The organism is Nitratiruptor sp. SB155-2, assembly GCF_000010325.1.
Taxonomy (GTDB): domain Bacteria; phylum Campylobacterota; class Campylobacteria; order Campylobacterales; family Nitratiruptoraceae; genus Nitratiruptor.
The window spans coordinates 372,948-387,500 of sequence record NC_009662.1 but is presented as its reverse complement, the minus strand read 5'-3'; the positions used below and the strand labels follow the sequence as shown (position 1 = coordinate 387,500).

Genomic DNA, 14,553 nt, shown 5'->3' with positions numbered 1-14,553 from the left:
TGATCGAAATACTTTCTTCATCATCAAAGCACCAGCCATTCTTATAGGTGTTTTTTTAATATTTGCCTTCATGAGCTTGCTGATAGCATCTGCCACACCCTCGCTCGTTTTTAAAACGATATTGCCTGTGAATCCGTCACAAACGATAACGTCGACGCTACCATCAAATATATTGTTTCCTTCAACATTGCCTATGAATGTAGGTAAAGATTTAAGCATTGTGAAGGCATTCTTGGTCAACTCATTCCCCTTGGTCTCTTCTTCACCATTGGAAAGTAGTCCCACCTTCGGCTTATCTACATTCATGATAGCCGTTGCGTATGCCTCACCCATTACGCCAAATTCAAAAAGATGCTCCGGTTTACAATCTACATTGGCACCTACATCCAATACAAGGCTTTTTTTATTTTTATATGTTGGCATCAATGTAGCTATAGCTGGACGGCTTACGTTTTTCAATCTTCCTATACGTAGAGTTGCCAAACTCATCGTTGCTCCGCTATGGCCTGCAGAAACCACACCTTCAGCTTCACCAGTTCTGACAAGCTCAACAGCTTTATAAATCGAACTCTCTTTCCTTTTTAAAGCTTCTGTAGCAGCTTCATCCATACGGATAACATCTTCTGCATGGACAATTTCAATACGATTGTTATATTTGTGGGGTATGAGTGTTTGGATTTTTTCTTTATGACCAACAAGAATTGCTTTAAAGTTGGGATTTTCTTTTAAAGCAAGAATTGTTCCTTCTATGATAGGATAAGGACCAAAGTCCCCACCCATTGCATCAACTGCAATCCTGACCATCGTTGTCGTCTTACTTATATTCGCCTGTTGTCGGATTTACATGATGTGGTAGTTTCCAAGTACCATCTTTATCTTTCACAGGTTTGACAAGTTTTATTTTGTAGTGTGTTCTTCTCTTAGCCGCTCTTGTTTTACTCACTCTTCTCTTAGGTACTGCCATAATTTTCTCCTTCGTCTTGTTGTTCGCAATGATTGCAGTAATTATATCCTGCTTTGATGGACTCTTCTTCAGAGTCTATAATAGAATCGAAATCGATTTTACCTTCATAAAACTCGATAACGTCTGCCTCGTCATCGAAACCTCTATAGATGCCATCACTAAACTTCAATCGGATTGGTTCCTTGATTTTTTTTGTAAAATCCAATCCACATCGACTGCATTCTAACTCTAGGCTACCAGTCAACTCACCAGTAAACTTTACCAACTCTTTATCTTGACGATCCAATACCCCATGTAACTGGAGACTGTTCCGCTCTATTGTAATCTCTTTTTTATTAAATCCAACTTTTTTAAATTCGATCTGCACTTTAAAGAATTTCCCTTTGTGCAAAAAAGAAAGCTATCTCTTTTTGTGCATTTTCCAAACTGTCACTCCCATGTACCGCATTTGCTTCGATACTTTCAGCAAAATCTGCTCGTATTGTCCCAGGTTTCGCTTCTTTAGGATCAGTTGCACCCATCAATTCTCTATTTTTTGCAACGGCATTCTCCCCTTCCAATACCATAACGACTACAGGACCACTTGTCATGTAATCTACAAGATCGTTAAAGAAAGGTCTTTCTTTGTGAACTTCATAAAATTTTGCTGCATCATTTTTTGAAAGCTGAATCTTTTTCATAGCAGCAATTCTGAGACCATTTGTTTCAAATCGATCGATAATTTTACCGATTACATTTTTCGCTACGGCATCTGGCTTGATAATTGAGAGTGTTCTTTCCATCTATCCAACTCCTGAGGATTTTTAATGAGTGGGAGATTATAGCAAAAATAGCATAATTGAAAATAAAAAGTGAAGATTAATAAGGGGCGAAGCCCCTTGTAAGATTACTCGATAACTGGTTGATGACTCTCTCTAGCATCTGCAGGAACGTCTTCTCGGCAAGGCATTCCTTCATAACATTTGTCCCAAACGATACATCCTTCAGTTGGACAAGCTTCCGCACATGCAGGCGTATCATGATACCCTACACATTCTACACATTTATCTGGATATACGTAATAAATCTCTTCTCCTGTTGGATTGTCCTCATCGTCTACGATTGCCTCAACCGGACACTCATCTATACATGCTCCACAGTTGATACAGATATCAGTAATCAATACCGCCATAGTTGCTCCTTATGATTTTGTTAATGTCAATCAAACTATATCAATAAAAAATTTAAACTTACCTTATTTTTAAATAGTCTGAAATTTCATCAGCCTTATCGGTTTTTTCCCATGTGAACTCGGGCAGTTCACGCCCAAAATGACCATAGGCAGCCGTTTTTCTGTAAATCGGTCGCAAAAGATCAAGTGTTTTGATGATACCTCTTGGTGTAAGATCAAAGAGGTCTCGCACACATGCCTCAAGTTTCTCATCGGGAACTTTGGCAGTTCCATGACTATCTACCATGATCGATACTGGTTCAACAACACCTATTGCATACGCTATCTGTACGGTGGCTTTTTCACATGCTCCACTTGCAACCAAATTTTTGGCTACGTATCGGGCAGCATAGGCCCCACTTCTATCCACTTTTGTAGGATCTTTTCCACTAAATGCACCACCACCGTGAGGACAGCTTCCTCCATAGGTATCGACAATAATTTTTCTCCCTGTAAGTCCTGCATCCCCTTGTGGTCCTCCAATGACAAATCGTCCCGTTGGATTGATATGATATACGATATCGTCAGCAATGAGCTCTTTCGGAATTACCTTATAGACTATTTCTTCAATAACAGCATCTTTTAGGCGATTGTAACTTACATCTGGATCGTGTTGGGTTGATATAACGATTGTTTTAATCTTTTTTGGTTTACCGTCAACATACTGGACTGTTACTTGAGCTTTCCCGTCTGGTCGTAAAAATGGTAGAACACCCTCTTTTCTCGCATTGGCAAGTTCTTGCGTCAATCTATGAGCCATAGTGATAGGAAGTGGCATCAAGACATCCGTCTCTTTACAAGCGTATCCAAACATCAATCCTTGATCGCCAGCACCTATCTCACCTCCCGCTTGATCGACACCTTGATTGATGTCTGGAGACTGCTCACCTACACCATTCAATACCCCTGCACTTCGATAATCAAAGCCATACAACGCATCCGTGTAACCAATTTCTCGTATCACTTCACGGACAATATCCTGCATAGGTGCATAAGTAGTTGTTTTTAGTTCGCCGGCAATGATTGCAAATCCGTTACTCAGTAACGTTTCACAAGCTACCCTTGCATTGGGGTCTCTTTCAATGATATAGTCCAAAATGGCATCACTAATCTGATCTGCCATCTTGTCTGGGTGACCTTCTGTTACCGATTCGGATGTAAAGAGAAATTCCCTTGCCATTGTATTCCTTTTTTTTGCAGATATTATATCCTAAATCGACATCCGATAATTGTATTATTTGATTGAACCATTTGATATGAAATAATCTATAAATTATAATTTAGCTTATCAATGGTATAATTACAATGTTTCGCAAAAGAAAAAAATTATCCAAAAGGAGAGACGGATGCTCGTTACTAAAAAAGCACCTGACTTTACGGCACCAGCAGTTATGCCGGACAATACAATCAATGAAAACTTCAATCTCTATGAGAACATTGGAGAAAAAGGAGCGGTACTCTTTTTCTATCCACTCGATTTTACTTTCGTATGTCCAAGCGAAATCATCGCCTTCGATCACAGACTTGATGAATTCAAAAAAAGAGGCATCAATGTCATCGGATGTTCTGTAGACAGCCACTATACACACCTCGCATGGAAAAATACGCCTGTAGAAAAAGGTGGTATCGGAAATATTCGGTACCCACTCGTAGCGGATCTTACAAAGCAGATCGCAAAAGATTACGATGTTTTGCTTGAAGAGGCTGGAGTTGCTCTTCGAGGAAGTTTTCTAATCGATAAAGATGGAACAATCCGACACTGTGTTATCAATGACCTTCCTCTAGGAAGAAACATCGATGAGATGATTCGAATGGTGGATGCTATGGAGTTTGCAAATGAACACGGTGAAGTGTGCCCAGCTGAGTGGGAAAAAGGAAAAGAGGCTATGAAACCTACACCAGAAGGTGTTGCAGAGTATCTTGCAAAACACGCAGACGAACTTTAAAACCTATCCCGCTTTTGCGGGATTATATAAAAGATTTTACTCTTTTTGCTAACTGCTGTGGCAATAGTCCAAGCGCTTTTTCTACATCGATCACTTTTCCATGAGGAATAAATTGATCTTCATACTCAAATGTCACAATCTCCACAGGAAGTTCCAATTCTAAAAGTGCACTCGCTACTCCTCCAAGTTTTGCACTGTCGCTAAATACGAACCATTGTCGATATCTCTTAGAAAGTTCTTGGAGTAGCTCAACATCAAGAGGTTTTACAAACCGAAGATCAAGCAGTGAGACCGGCTCATCAATATGCTTCATTGTCTCATAGGCACGCCCCACACCATTACCGTATCCAACGAATAAAACATCGCCTTCACTCTCTACCAAAAGTTCAGCCTTGCCAAGCTCAAATGGCTTTGCTTCAAACTCATCATCTAAAATAAAACTTCCTCGCGGATAGCGAAAAGCACATGGACGATCAAAATCTTTTGCAAACTCAACTGCATACTCCAAAGTTTTAGGATCTCTTGGAGCAAAAAGATGCATATTTGGTATCGGTCTAAGATAACTTACATCAAAAGCACCTTGATGCGTCTCTCCATCTTCTCCAACGATACCTGCTCTATCGATTGCAAATGCAACACCCACATCCATCAAAGCGATATCGTGAATAACCTGATCATACCCTCGTTGCAAAAAGGTGGAGTAGATAGCGACGAACGGTTTGAAACCCTCTTTAGCCAAAGGGCCCATGGAAGTAACCGCATGCTGTTCCGCAATTCCTACATCCCAAAATCGATCCCCAAAATCTTCAATGAGAGGTTTCAAGCCCGTTCCACTTGGCATAGCCGCTGTAACACCGACAACTGTTTCATCCTCTTTTGCCAAATCATACAGCTTTTTACTAAAAATCGATGTTGCACTCGGTTTAGTGCTTTTTTTCAGCGATTCACCCGTACTGATGTCAAAGGGTCCCACACCGTGCCAATGCTCATAATATCCTTCTGCGATTTTATACCCTTTGCCTTTGAGGGTTTGAGCATGAATGATAACCGGTCTATTCATCTGTTTGGCGATCGTAAGAGTCTCGATCAGCACTTTTAAATCGTGCCCATCAATTGGACCGATATAATCGATTCCTAGCTCTTCGAATAAAATACCGGGTGTAATGAGTTTTAACGACTCTTCCATCCGTTTGGCAATGTAGGTAGCCGATTCTGGAAGATGTTTCAAAAGCTGCTCTGTTCGCTTTTTCATATTTTGATAAAAAGGGCTAGCCATCTTTTGACTCAGATATTTACTCACCGCTCCTATCGGTTTGGCGATACTCATTTCGTTATCATTTAGGATAATAACTACAGGATATTTTCTATCTCCCAGTTCATTCAGCGCTTCATAAACCATACCGGCACTCATAGCACCATCGCCGATAAGAACGACAGGGACTCGATCTTCATTTTTGAGGGCAATCGCTTTGGCCGCACCAACTGCCAAAGAGATGGAAGTTGAACTGTGTCCTGCAACCCAGTAGTCATACGGAGACTCTTTCGGTTTGGTATATCCACTGATGCCACCAAATTGGCGCAGTGTATCAAACTGCTCCCACCGATCAGTCAAAAGTTTGTGGGCATAGGCTTGATGGCTGACATCAAAGATAAAGGGGTCTTTCTCCACATCAAACACATAGTGCATAGAAACAATAAGCTCAACTGCGCCCAGTGTAGAGCTTAAATGACCACCATTTTTGCTTACAACTTCCAAAATTCGCTGTCGAATTTTTTGACTCAGCTCTTCCAACTCTTCGATCGTATAGTTCTTAATATTCATTGAGTACCTCTTTGAAAATTTCAAAGAATCTGTCATTTTGCTCTTTTGTTCCAACGGTAATGCGTAAAGCGTTCATACCATACCCAGTCAAATCTCGGACAATTACACCTCTTTTCAAAAGAGCCTCACTGAGACTTTTCGATTTTCGGTTCTCGGGAAGCAAATAGGTGATAAAATTTGTATAGCTGTCGATAAATTCAAAACCGTTTTGCAAGGCAAAATTGACAAAACGCTCCATTTGAAGAAAGTTTTGTTCAATTGAATATTGAACGAACCCTTCATCTTCCAAGGCAGTCGTTGCCGCTTTGAGGCTGAGGGTTGTAATATTGAAAGGGGGTCTCAGTTTATAAAGCTGCCCGATAACAGATTGATCAGCTATACCGTATCCAACACGCATACCCCCAAGACCATACGCTTTGGAAAATGTCCCCAAATAGATCACATTTGGATATTTTTTGATCAAATCTTGCGGATGGATTCGCTTTTTTTCATCTTTGAAAGCAGCATACTCCATATACGCACCATCGACAATAACAAGTGGCTCTTGCACGTTATCTAAAAAAGAGTAGAGATACTCTGCATCTAACGCATCTCCTGTCGGATTGTTTGGTGTACAGATATGAATGATATCAGGATGATGTTTTTTATATAGGTCATAAAACTCTTCCAAATCGTGTCGATAGCAGCTACTTCGAATGATCTTTGCACCTTGCTGCAAAGCATAGATCTCGTACATCGCAAAGGTGATCTTGCTCATCAATACACTGCTCTTTTCATTTAGTACTGCTCTTGCACAAAACTCCAAAACCTGATCGCTTCCAGCACCGATAATAATGTTTTTTTGATCAATTTCAAATCGCTTCGCTAAAGCACTTTTGAGTTCGAACATACTATCGTCTGGATACATATACATCGTATCGGCAATCTCTCGCACCGCATCCACGACCTTTGGGCTGGTACCGTAGGGATTTTCATTGGAAGCTAGTTTTATGATGTTTTGGGGCTCTATCCCAAACTCCCGTACAACGAGCTCTATCGGTTTGCCTGCCTCATATGTTTTTATCTTTTCAAGTGTCTCATTGAAGCGCATTACTATCCTTTGATTTGGCATAACTTCCAAGCCATTTTATCTCATGGATATGCTTTTGCAAAACTTTTTGGACATTTTCATCATCGATATGCCCATCAAAATCGATATAGAACCAGTAGTTGAAATCTTTGTCCTCAGCGGGACGAGATTCGATTTTTGTGAGATTGATGTTTTCCTTATCAAAATCTTCCAAAAAATGTACCAGCGCACCGGGTCTGTCCTGCAGTTTCGCCAAGATAGAAGTTTTGTCAAATCCGCTTCTTCTGTTTTTAAAATCACTTAAAATAATAAATCGAGTCATATTGGAGGCCACATCTTCGATATTTTCAAATAAAATTGGCAGATTGTACAGTTTAGCTGCGATATTGGAACAAATGGCTGCTGTTCCACGCTCCCCAGAAGCCAGTTTTGCCGCTTTTGCAGTAGACTCGACTGGAATAAGTTCAACATCATCCAAAAAGTGCTCGTTTAAAAAGTTCCGGCACTGTCCAAAAGCGATATCTTTAGAATAGATTTTTTTAATATTGGAAAGCTTCTCTTCCAAAGATGCAAAGGAGTGATGAATCGGCATATAGGTTTCAGCTACGATTTTAAGATCACTTTTACCCAAAAGATCCAAAGTCTCTCCCACAACGCCATCGATAGAGTTTTCAATAGGGACAACTCCATACTTTGCACGCCCTGCCTCAACGGCTTTAAAAACGGCACTGATAGAATGGATAGGAAGATATTCGCTCATAGCACCAAATCGACTCTCTGCTGCTTGATGGGTAAAGCTGCCTTCGGGTCCAAGATATGCAACCCTCTCCGGTCGCTCCAAATTCCTCGATACCGCAAAGATCTCCAAAAAGATCGCTTCAATGGCCGCATCATTGAGAGGACCACCATTTTTGGATTTGAGCCTGTTAAGGATTGCTATCTCTCTTTCGGGTCTGTAAATGGGAGCCCCTGTGGAGTTTTTCAGCTTTCCAACCTCCTGGACAATCTTCATTCGCTCATTCAGAAGTTCTAATATCTTATCATCTATCGTATCAATCTTTTCTCGCAATAGATTGAGTTTATCTTCCATCATAACACTCCTAACGCTCTTGCGGCTTGAGCAATGGTATCATAAATCAAATCAGGTCTATACTCTTTTGGGAGTTTCGGTACAATCTCCTGTGCATCTTTATATTTTCCACTCAATACAAAGACCGTTTTCATATCAAGTTTTTTTGCTCCTATTAAATCTCCTTGAGGATCATCACTGATAATAGTTACCTCAGAAAAATCTCCTCCTACCTTGGCAAGCGCTTTTTCGTAAAAAAGTCGTGAAGGCTTGCCCACTACCTCTGAATCCACGCCACAAGCATATTCAAACATTGCAAGAAGTGCACCTACTCCAGGATATCGCTTATCCCCTTTTGCATAGAGGGAGGTCTGGTGCATTCCTATCAAAGAAGCACCTTGCAGTAAAAACTCATTGATCTTGGCAAATTCATCAAAAGTGTAATCACTTTTTACACTTATTACAACTGCTTTTGGCTCATTATAGTCCAATCTATATCCCATAGCTCGTAAAACATGCAAAAATCCCTCTGTCCCATACGCAGCAATCGGATCTTTTGGCAACACCTCTTCCAAAACCATCAAAGGGTCGATGTAACGCTCTTTAGAAATCGAAAATCCAAGTGCGTTTAAGTAGTTCAAAAAATCTTGGCTTGAATGTTTGGTGTTGTTCGTAATAATGACATAGGGAATCTTGTTTTCGTTTAACGCTTCAATGAATTCGATACTCCCCCGAATCGGTTTTCTCTCTTTATCATCGATAAGGGTACCTTGAACATCGATGAAAAATTTCACACCATGAACCTTATCTCTTTTTCTATGATATATTCGAAACTTTCTCGCTCTCGAATGAGTCTATCTTCGCCATTTTCTATAGCCACTTCAGCAGGTCTTGGACGAGTATTGTAGTTACTTGCCATGACAAAACCGTAGGCCCCTGCACTTTTGACGACTATCACATCACCATGTTTAGTGGGAGGAAGCATTCTATTTTTTGCCAAAAAGTCACCACTCTCACACACAGGACCAACAACATCTGCTAAACTCTCATTCCCGCTTTTTCCAACAACTTCCACTTCGTGATAGGCATTGTACAAGCTTGGTCTAAGCAGATCATTCATCGCTCCATCTACGATGACAAATCGTTTTTTATCGCTTTGTTTCTCATAAAGTACTTTTGTCAAAAAGACTCCGGCATTGCCTACGATATATCGACCAGGCTCACATACGATCGTCATATCCGTTCCTCTTAATGTGGAAAGAATAGCCTGAGCATAGTCGTAAGGCTCGATTGTCTTTTCATCTTTATATCGGATACCAAGCCCGCCACCGACATCGAAAAACTTGATATCGATATCAAGTTTTTGGAGGCTTCGAACAAGATCGGCAACAATTGCACTGGCCTCTTTGATAGGTTCGAGTTCTGTTAACTGGCTGCCGATGTGAAAATGGATGGCAACCGGATTGATAAAGGGAGAGTTTTTGGCATAGAGATAGAGCTTTTTAGCCGTCTCTATCTCAACACCGAACTTGTTTTCATGAAGCCCTGTTGAGATATAGGGATGGGTTTTGGGATCGATATTCGGATTGACACGGAAACTGACACGAGCCACTTTGCCAAGTTTCTTCGCTATCTCTTCAACCCGGTACGTTTCTGCTTCACTTTCGATATTTATATACAAAATATCTTTTAAGAGTGCTTCTTCTATCTCGTCATCTCTTTTTCCAACACCGCTAAAGATTATTTTATAGTTTGGAATACCTGCAAGCAGTGCTCTTTTCACCTCCCCGATACTTACACAATCTGCCCCGCTACCAAGTTCGGCCAAATGCTTGAGAAGACTCATATTTGAGTTGGCTTTGACAGCATATGCAATAATCGACTTTCTTGCTTTGAAAGCCTCTTTGATAGCTTCGTAATTTTTTGCCACTTCGTTAAAATCATAAACATATAAAGGTGTATCATATTTTTGTGCCAGAGCTATGTAATCCACGTACTTCCTTTATGAGAGTTTGCCCAATATTAGCAAAAAAGTGCTAAAACTTTTTATAAAGATAGAGGGCAATCACAAGAAGCAAACTTATCGGAAAAACGATAGCGTACCAAGCATCCAAAGAGCCATTAAAAGCGAGTTTCACAAGGGTAAAAAGAAACCCCCATACAATCAAAGAAGTTACAGTGGCACCAAAGAGAAACAGATTGAGATTTGTTATTCTGGCGGTTACCGGAACAAAATAGTAGATAATGATCATCAAAAAAGGAGCGAAAAAAGGAAAAAGTAGCTGATAAAAGATGATGGCTTTGATCCGATCAACATTCAAGGACTGCTGTTTTAAAAGTTTTATCGCTTCTAGGGCATCGATCAATGTGATGGAACTTTTCCCTTCGTACACTGAATCAAGAATTTTGGGTTTATAGTTTTGCAAGATGGATAGATCTGCTTTTCTTTCTATTAACTTCCCATCACTCACTTCTACAATGGTTGCATCGCTCAAATGCCAACTCCTTTTTTGAAATGTTGCGCTTTGAGCGAAAATAATTTTTTGCAATTTTTGATTTTCGAGTTCGTAAACTTTGATACCTTGCGCTCTCTTGTTTAGTGGATAGAGTTTTTCAAAGAAGACATAATCGTTGTTGTATTTGAAAAAGAGATCTTTGGTGGCACTGGAAAGGGATTGATATTTTTTGATATTGTTTGCGTACTCATCGGCATAAGCAAATGAGGTGAGATGTAAAAAAAGATACAAAATGGTTAAAAGGAGCGATGTAAGAAACACAGGCATTACAACACCGCGTTTGCTATATCCTAAAGCATAAATGGCAACAAGTTCATTGGAACGTATCAACCTGTTTTTGAGTGCAATGAGAGCAAATATCAACGTAATTGGAAATAGCAAGTCGATAGCATTCAGCGATTTGTAATACAGATAAAGAATCTGTAGGTTTGCAGATGCTGGAAGTGACTTGAAAACCTGGAAATAGTCAAGACTTACAAAAAAAAGTGTCAAAGAGATAAGGAGAAGTAAAAAGTATTTTAAATAGTTTATTGCAAGATATCTATAGACCATTGCCCCTCTTTGGTTGGCTTCGATGCAATTGTAACAAAAATTTTTTTAGGGGCAGTTGAGCTGTTTTTGCGAATATCTGGATCGAACTTCATCCAGGCTCGATTTCGTAAGAGCCAGAGCAGCCTCCGCAGCTTTGTCGATAACCGGGGCTATGCACTCAAACTCTTTTTGAGTAAAATCGCTGAGCACATATCGGACAACTTCCTCTTTTCTTTGCGGTCTTCCTATACCGAATCGTATCCGTATATACTCTTTGCCTACAAGTGCATCGATCGATTTGAGTCCATTATGGCCTCCACTACTTCCCCCTTTTTTGAATCGCAGAGCACCAAGACCCAGGTCTAAGTCATCATGAATGACAATAATATTTTCTAACTCAATTTTATAAAAGTTTTTCACGGCTTGTACGCTTTGGCCACTAAGATTCATATAGGTCAAGGGTTTTAGAAGAAGAATGGAGCCATATTTGTAGAGTTCGCCTTTGAACTCTTTTTTGGAAATAGAGGTCGGCTTTAGGCGTTCGATCAATCGATCGACCACCATGAAGCCTATATTGTGCCTATTGCGTTCATATTTTGGACCAGGATTGCCAAGCCCTACAATAAGATGCATTATTTCGCTTTTACAACCCCTACCACTGCAACGTGTGGTGCTGTCATATGCTCAACGCCTTCAGGAAGTTCAATGTCTCGGATCAAGATAGCATCCCCAACATCGAGGTTGCTGACATCAAGCGTAATGCTATCAGGAATATTCTCGATGGCGCCTTTGACTTTGATTCTTCTCTTGGAAGTAACTAGAACACCCTTGTTTTTAAGACCGATCGGTGTCCCGACTGTTTTGATAGGTACCATATAGTATGTCACAACACCTGGCTGTGCAACCATCAAATCAACATGTAAAAGATCATATGTTACAGGATCTTTTTGATACTCCTGTACAACAACTTCCAATTCTTTGTCGCCTACTTTTACTGGGAAAGCCAACTTCTCCTTATGTCGTACAGTTCGGATGAAATCACCCTTTTTGAACGCAGCATGAATGTTTGGAAAGTCCTTCCCATAAATGTTGGCAATTAGATAACCATCCCGTCGTAAAGCTTTGGTAGCTTTTTTCCCGGTACTCTCTCTAACGATGCCTTCTAACATTGCAATTTCCTTATTGTAAGATTTTAAAGGGAGCTAATTATATGAAAAATTATATTTTATTTTCCTTAAGGCTCTTCTTTTAAATCGATTATGCCATCATCAAGTTTCACATTCACATTTTGCACCTCTTGCGCACTGCTCGTTACAATTCCTTTGATAGCCAGTTTCATATCGGACGGACTCGTTGCATTTTCTAAAGCGGTATCCATGTCGATAAGGCCGCGTTTGTACAGATCCAAAAGGGCTTGATCAAATGTCTGCATACCATAGATTTTACCTTCTTCAATGGCTTCCGTAATTTCAAGATCACGTCCTTCGGCTATAATCGACTCGATTCTTTTGGTTTTGAGTAAAAGTTCTACGGCAGCAATCCGCCCTCCGCTCTTTTTACGGACAAGCCTCTGAGAGATAACTGCTTCTAGAACTGAAGCCAAAATCATCCGAATCCTGTTTTGCTCCTCTGGAGGGAAAACACTAACGATTCTGTTGATCGTCTCTTTTGCATCCAGCGTATGCAGCGTAGAAAAAACGAGATGGCCCGTTTCTGCCGCATGTAGTGCCATTTCAATCGTTTCTAAATCTCGCATCTCACCTACCAAGATAACATCAGGGTCTTCTCGCAGTGCTGCTTTCAGTGCTCTAGAAAAACTTTTTGCATCTTGACCAATATTTCTTTGGTTTATAATGGACTTTTTATCTTGATGGACAAACTCCACAGGATCTTCTATGGTAATGATATGCTCTTTGCGGGTAGAGTTGATCTCGTCTATCAATGCTGCCAGTGTCGTAGATTTACCACTTCCGGTAACTCCTGTGACTAATACCAGCCCCCTTGGAATTTGTGTGATTTTATGGAGTGTTAAAGGAAGCCCAAGCTCATCGATCGATTTAATATCTGTTGGAATGACACGAAACACACCTGAAATACCATTGATCTGGAAAAAGAGATTGCCACGAAAACGGATTTGTTCATTATAAATATAGGTAAAATCTATATCTTTATTCTCGACCAACTCATCAAATCGTGTTCGAAGAAGCTCCTTCGCAAGCGTCAGAGCCTCTTGACGTGTAATTACTTCTGAAGAAAGTGGAATAATTTCGCCATGCACCCGTCCTCGAACGACCGATCCGGCCTTCAAGTGAACGTCACTTCCACCAAGTTCAATAAGTCTTTTGAGATATTTTCGAAACTTTTTTGTGGTTTCGAATGTGAGTTTACTCACATCCACATATTTAGATTCAAGCATATATCACCCCGTCACTTACTTCAGCTCTTGCAAAATAGCCTCAAACGCCTCTTCAAATGCTTTGAGTCCTTCTTGTAAAAGATCGTGATAAACCTGCTTCATATCGATTTCATGTGCTTTAAGCATTGTAAAAAATTGATCTATCTCCTCTTGTTGGATAGGAAGTTTTGGTTTTGGATCGCCATCTTCGGCAAAAGCTTCTATAGTATGTAGGGGAGCTGTATTGACACTATCAGGAGCAACCAGATTAGAGATATAGTAGTGGGCGGGATATGCACTCCCTTTGACGCCTGTGCTTGCAAACAACGTTCTTGTTTTTGGAATGTCTCTTTTTGTAATCATATTGTATATTTTGGCTGCATTCATGATGCCAACTTTCCCAGTAGGTAAATCTTTGCTTTGTAAAATGGGATCGAGTTTCCTGTCGAAACGGCTCACAAAAACACTTAATACTTTATAGCCATCCGGATTTTTTCTCGATCCTCGCTCCATAGCATCAAGACACTCTCTAGCTTGATACGGAGAAAAAATAAGTGTCGCATTGACATGGATCCCGCTAGCTACAAGCTCTTCAATGGCTTCACAACCTGCGGGAGTGACAGGAATCTTGATCATTACATTGTCTCGTCCAATTTGATCATACAATCTTTTTGCTTCTTTGATTGTTCCTTGGGCATCATGTGCAAGTCTTGGATCTACTTCGATACTAACAAAGCCATCATCTCCTTTTTCATACAGAGGCTTAAGCACATCAGCAGCCATCTGGATATCTTTGATAGCCAATGCTTCATATTTTCCTTTCGGATCTTTGTCTTGCAGGGTTTGCAATTGTTCTTGATATGCAGGTGATTTTAAAATGGCCTCTTTAAAAATGGCTGGATTGCTTGTTGCTCCTGTGATTTTATACTGTTCAATAACTTTTTGGAAATCTTTCAGGATAAATTCTCTTTCTAAAAAATCGAGCCATAAAGAGAAACGGATCTCATCGATATACATACTGTTCCTTTTTT

General features: G+C 40.2%; 17 protein-coding genes (1 of these 17 cut by a window edge). 1 reads left to right on the top strand and 16 read right to left on the bottom strand.

The features are described 5' to 3' along the window. The 6 genes from plsX to metK form a co-directional block, all read right to left on the bottom strand. On the bottom strand, nucleotides 1-804 hold the 5' portion of the coding sequence (plsX, locus tag NIS_RS02140) for a phosphate acyltransferase PlsX (RefSeq protein WP_012081775.1). 195 nt of this gene lie to the left of the window's left edge; 804 of the gene's 999 nt are visible here — the first part of the coding sequence; its start codon is at nucleotides 802-804; its stop codon lies off the left edge, out of view. 10 nt (nucleotides 805-814) lie between these two features. After that, nucleotides 815-964, bottom strand: a complete 150-nt coding sequence (gene rpmF / locus NIS_RS02135) for a 50S ribosomal protein L32 (protein WP_012081774.1) — start codon at nucleotides 962-964, stop codon at nucleotides 815-817. Beyond that, nucleotides 951-1,331, bottom strand: a complete 381-nt coding sequence (locus tag NIS_RS02130) for a hypothetical protein (protein ID WP_012081773.1) — start codon at nucleotides 1,329-1,331, stop codon at nucleotides 951-953. The genes rpmF and NIS_RS02130 overlap by 14 nt, the downstream gene beginning before the upstream one ends. A 1-nt stretch (nucleotide 1,332) precedes the next feature. Further along, nucleotides 1,333-1,746 (bottom strand): nucleoside-diphosphate kinase, encoded by a 414-nt coding sequence (gene ndk / locus NIS_RS02125; RefSeq protein ID WP_012081772.1) that lies wholly within the window; start codon nucleotides 1,744-1,746, stop codon nucleotides 1,333-1,335. Nucleotides 1,747-1,850: 104 nt separating this feature from the next. Further along, nucleotides 1,851-2,135 carry a 4Fe-4S dicluster domain-containing protein gene (locus NIS_RS02120; protein ID WP_012081771.1) on the bottom strand — a complete coding sequence of 95 codons (285 nt, stop codon included), beginning with the start codon at nucleotides 2,133-2,135 and terminating at the stop codon, nucleotides 1,851-1,853. A gap of 58 nt (nucleotides 2,136-2,193) precedes the next feature. After that, nucleotides 2,194-3,354: a methionine adenosyltransferase gene (metK, locus tag NIS_RS02115; RefSeq protein WP_012081770.1), complete on the bottom strand. Its 1,161-nt coding sequence runs from the start codon at nucleotides 3,352-3,354 to the stop codon at nucleotides 2,194-2,196. A gap of 166 nt (nucleotides 3,355-3,520) precedes the next feature. Here metK and NIS_RS02110 point away from each other — a divergent pair, with 166 nt between their 5' ends. Then, a complete protein-coding gene (locus NIS_RS02110) occupies nucleotides 3,521-4,120 on the top strand; it encodes a peroxiredoxin (protein ID WP_012081769.1) in 600 nt (199 codons plus the stop codon). Nucleotides 4,121-4,142: 22 nt separating this feature from the next. Here NIS_RS02110 and dxs read toward each other — a convergent pair whose 3' ends face one another. The 10 genes from dxs to NIS_RS02060 form a co-directional block, all read right to left on the bottom strand. Beyond that, nucleotides 4,143-5,942, bottom strand: a complete 1,800-nt coding sequence (dxs, locus tag NIS_RS02105) for a 1-deoxy-D-xylulose-5-phosphate synthase (RefSeq protein ID WP_012081768.1) — start codon at nucleotides 5,940-5,942, stop codon at nucleotides 4,143-4,145. Next, nucleotides 5,932-7,032, bottom strand: a complete 1,101-nt coding sequence (gene hisC / locus NIS_RS02100) for a histidinol-phosphate transaminase (RefSeq protein WP_012081767.1) — start codon at nucleotides 7,030-7,032, stop codon at nucleotides 5,932-5,934. The genes dxs and hisC overlap by 11 nt, the downstream gene beginning before the upstream one ends. Further along, complete coding sequence (gene pheA / locus NIS_RS02095; RefSeq protein ID WP_148164058.1) at nucleotides 7,019-8,104, bottom strand: prephenate dehydratase; 1,086 nt, start codon at nucleotides 8,102-8,104, stop codon at nucleotides 7,019-7,021. The genes hisC and pheA overlap by 14 nt, the downstream gene beginning before the upstream one ends. Then, a complete protein-coding gene (locus NIS_RS02090; RefSeq protein WP_012081765.1) occupies nucleotides 8,101-8,874 on the bottom strand; it encodes an HAD-IIA family hydrolase in 774 nt (257 codons plus the stop codon). The genes pheA and NIS_RS02090 overlap by 4 nt, the downstream gene beginning before the upstream one ends. After that, nucleotides 8,871-10,073, bottom strand: coding sequence for a diaminopimelate decarboxylase (gene lysA / locus NIS_RS02085; RefSeq protein WP_012081764.1), 1,203 nt, complete (start codon nucleotides 10,071-10,073; stop codon nucleotides 8,871-8,873). The genes NIS_RS02090 and lysA overlap by 4 nt, the downstream gene beginning before the upstream one ends. A gap of 43 nt (nucleotides 10,074-10,116) precedes the next feature. After that, nucleotides 10,117-11,148: an LptF/LptG family permease gene (locus NIS_RS02080; RefSeq protein ID WP_012081763.1), complete on the bottom strand. Its 1,032-nt coding sequence runs from the start codon at nucleotides 11,146-11,148 to the stop codon at nucleotides 10,117-10,119. Nucleotides 11,149-11,193: 45 nt separating this feature from the next. Next, nucleotides 11,194-11,760, bottom strand: coding sequence for an aminoacyl-tRNA hydrolase (gene pth, locus NIS_RS02075; protein WP_012081762.1), 567 nt, complete (start codon nucleotides 11,758-11,760; stop codon nucleotides 11,194-11,196). After that, nucleotides 11,760-12,296, bottom strand: a complete 537-nt coding sequence (locus NIS_RS02070) for a 50S ribosomal protein L25/general stress protein Ctc (protein ID WP_012081761.1) — start codon at nucleotides 12,294-12,296, stop codon at nucleotides 11,760-11,762. Before NIS_RS02070 ends, pth begins: the two co-directional genes overlap by 1 nt. Before the next feature lie 65 nt (nucleotides 12,297-12,361). Next, on the bottom strand, nucleotides 12,362-13,543 hold the full coding sequence (locus NIS_RS02065; RefSeq protein ID WP_012081760.1) for a type IV pilus twitching motility protein PilT: 1,182 nt from the start codon (nucleotides 13,541-13,543) through the stop codon (nucleotides 12,362-12,364). Between the two features lie 15 nt (nucleotides 13,544-13,558). Beyond that, nucleotides 13,559-14,539: a transaldolase gene (locus NIS_RS02060; RefSeq protein WP_012081759.1), complete on the bottom strand. Its 981-nt coding sequence runs from the start codon at nucleotides 14,537-14,539 to the stop codon at nucleotides 13,559-13,561. Between the last annotated feature and the right edge of the window lie 14 nt (nucleotides 14,540-14,553).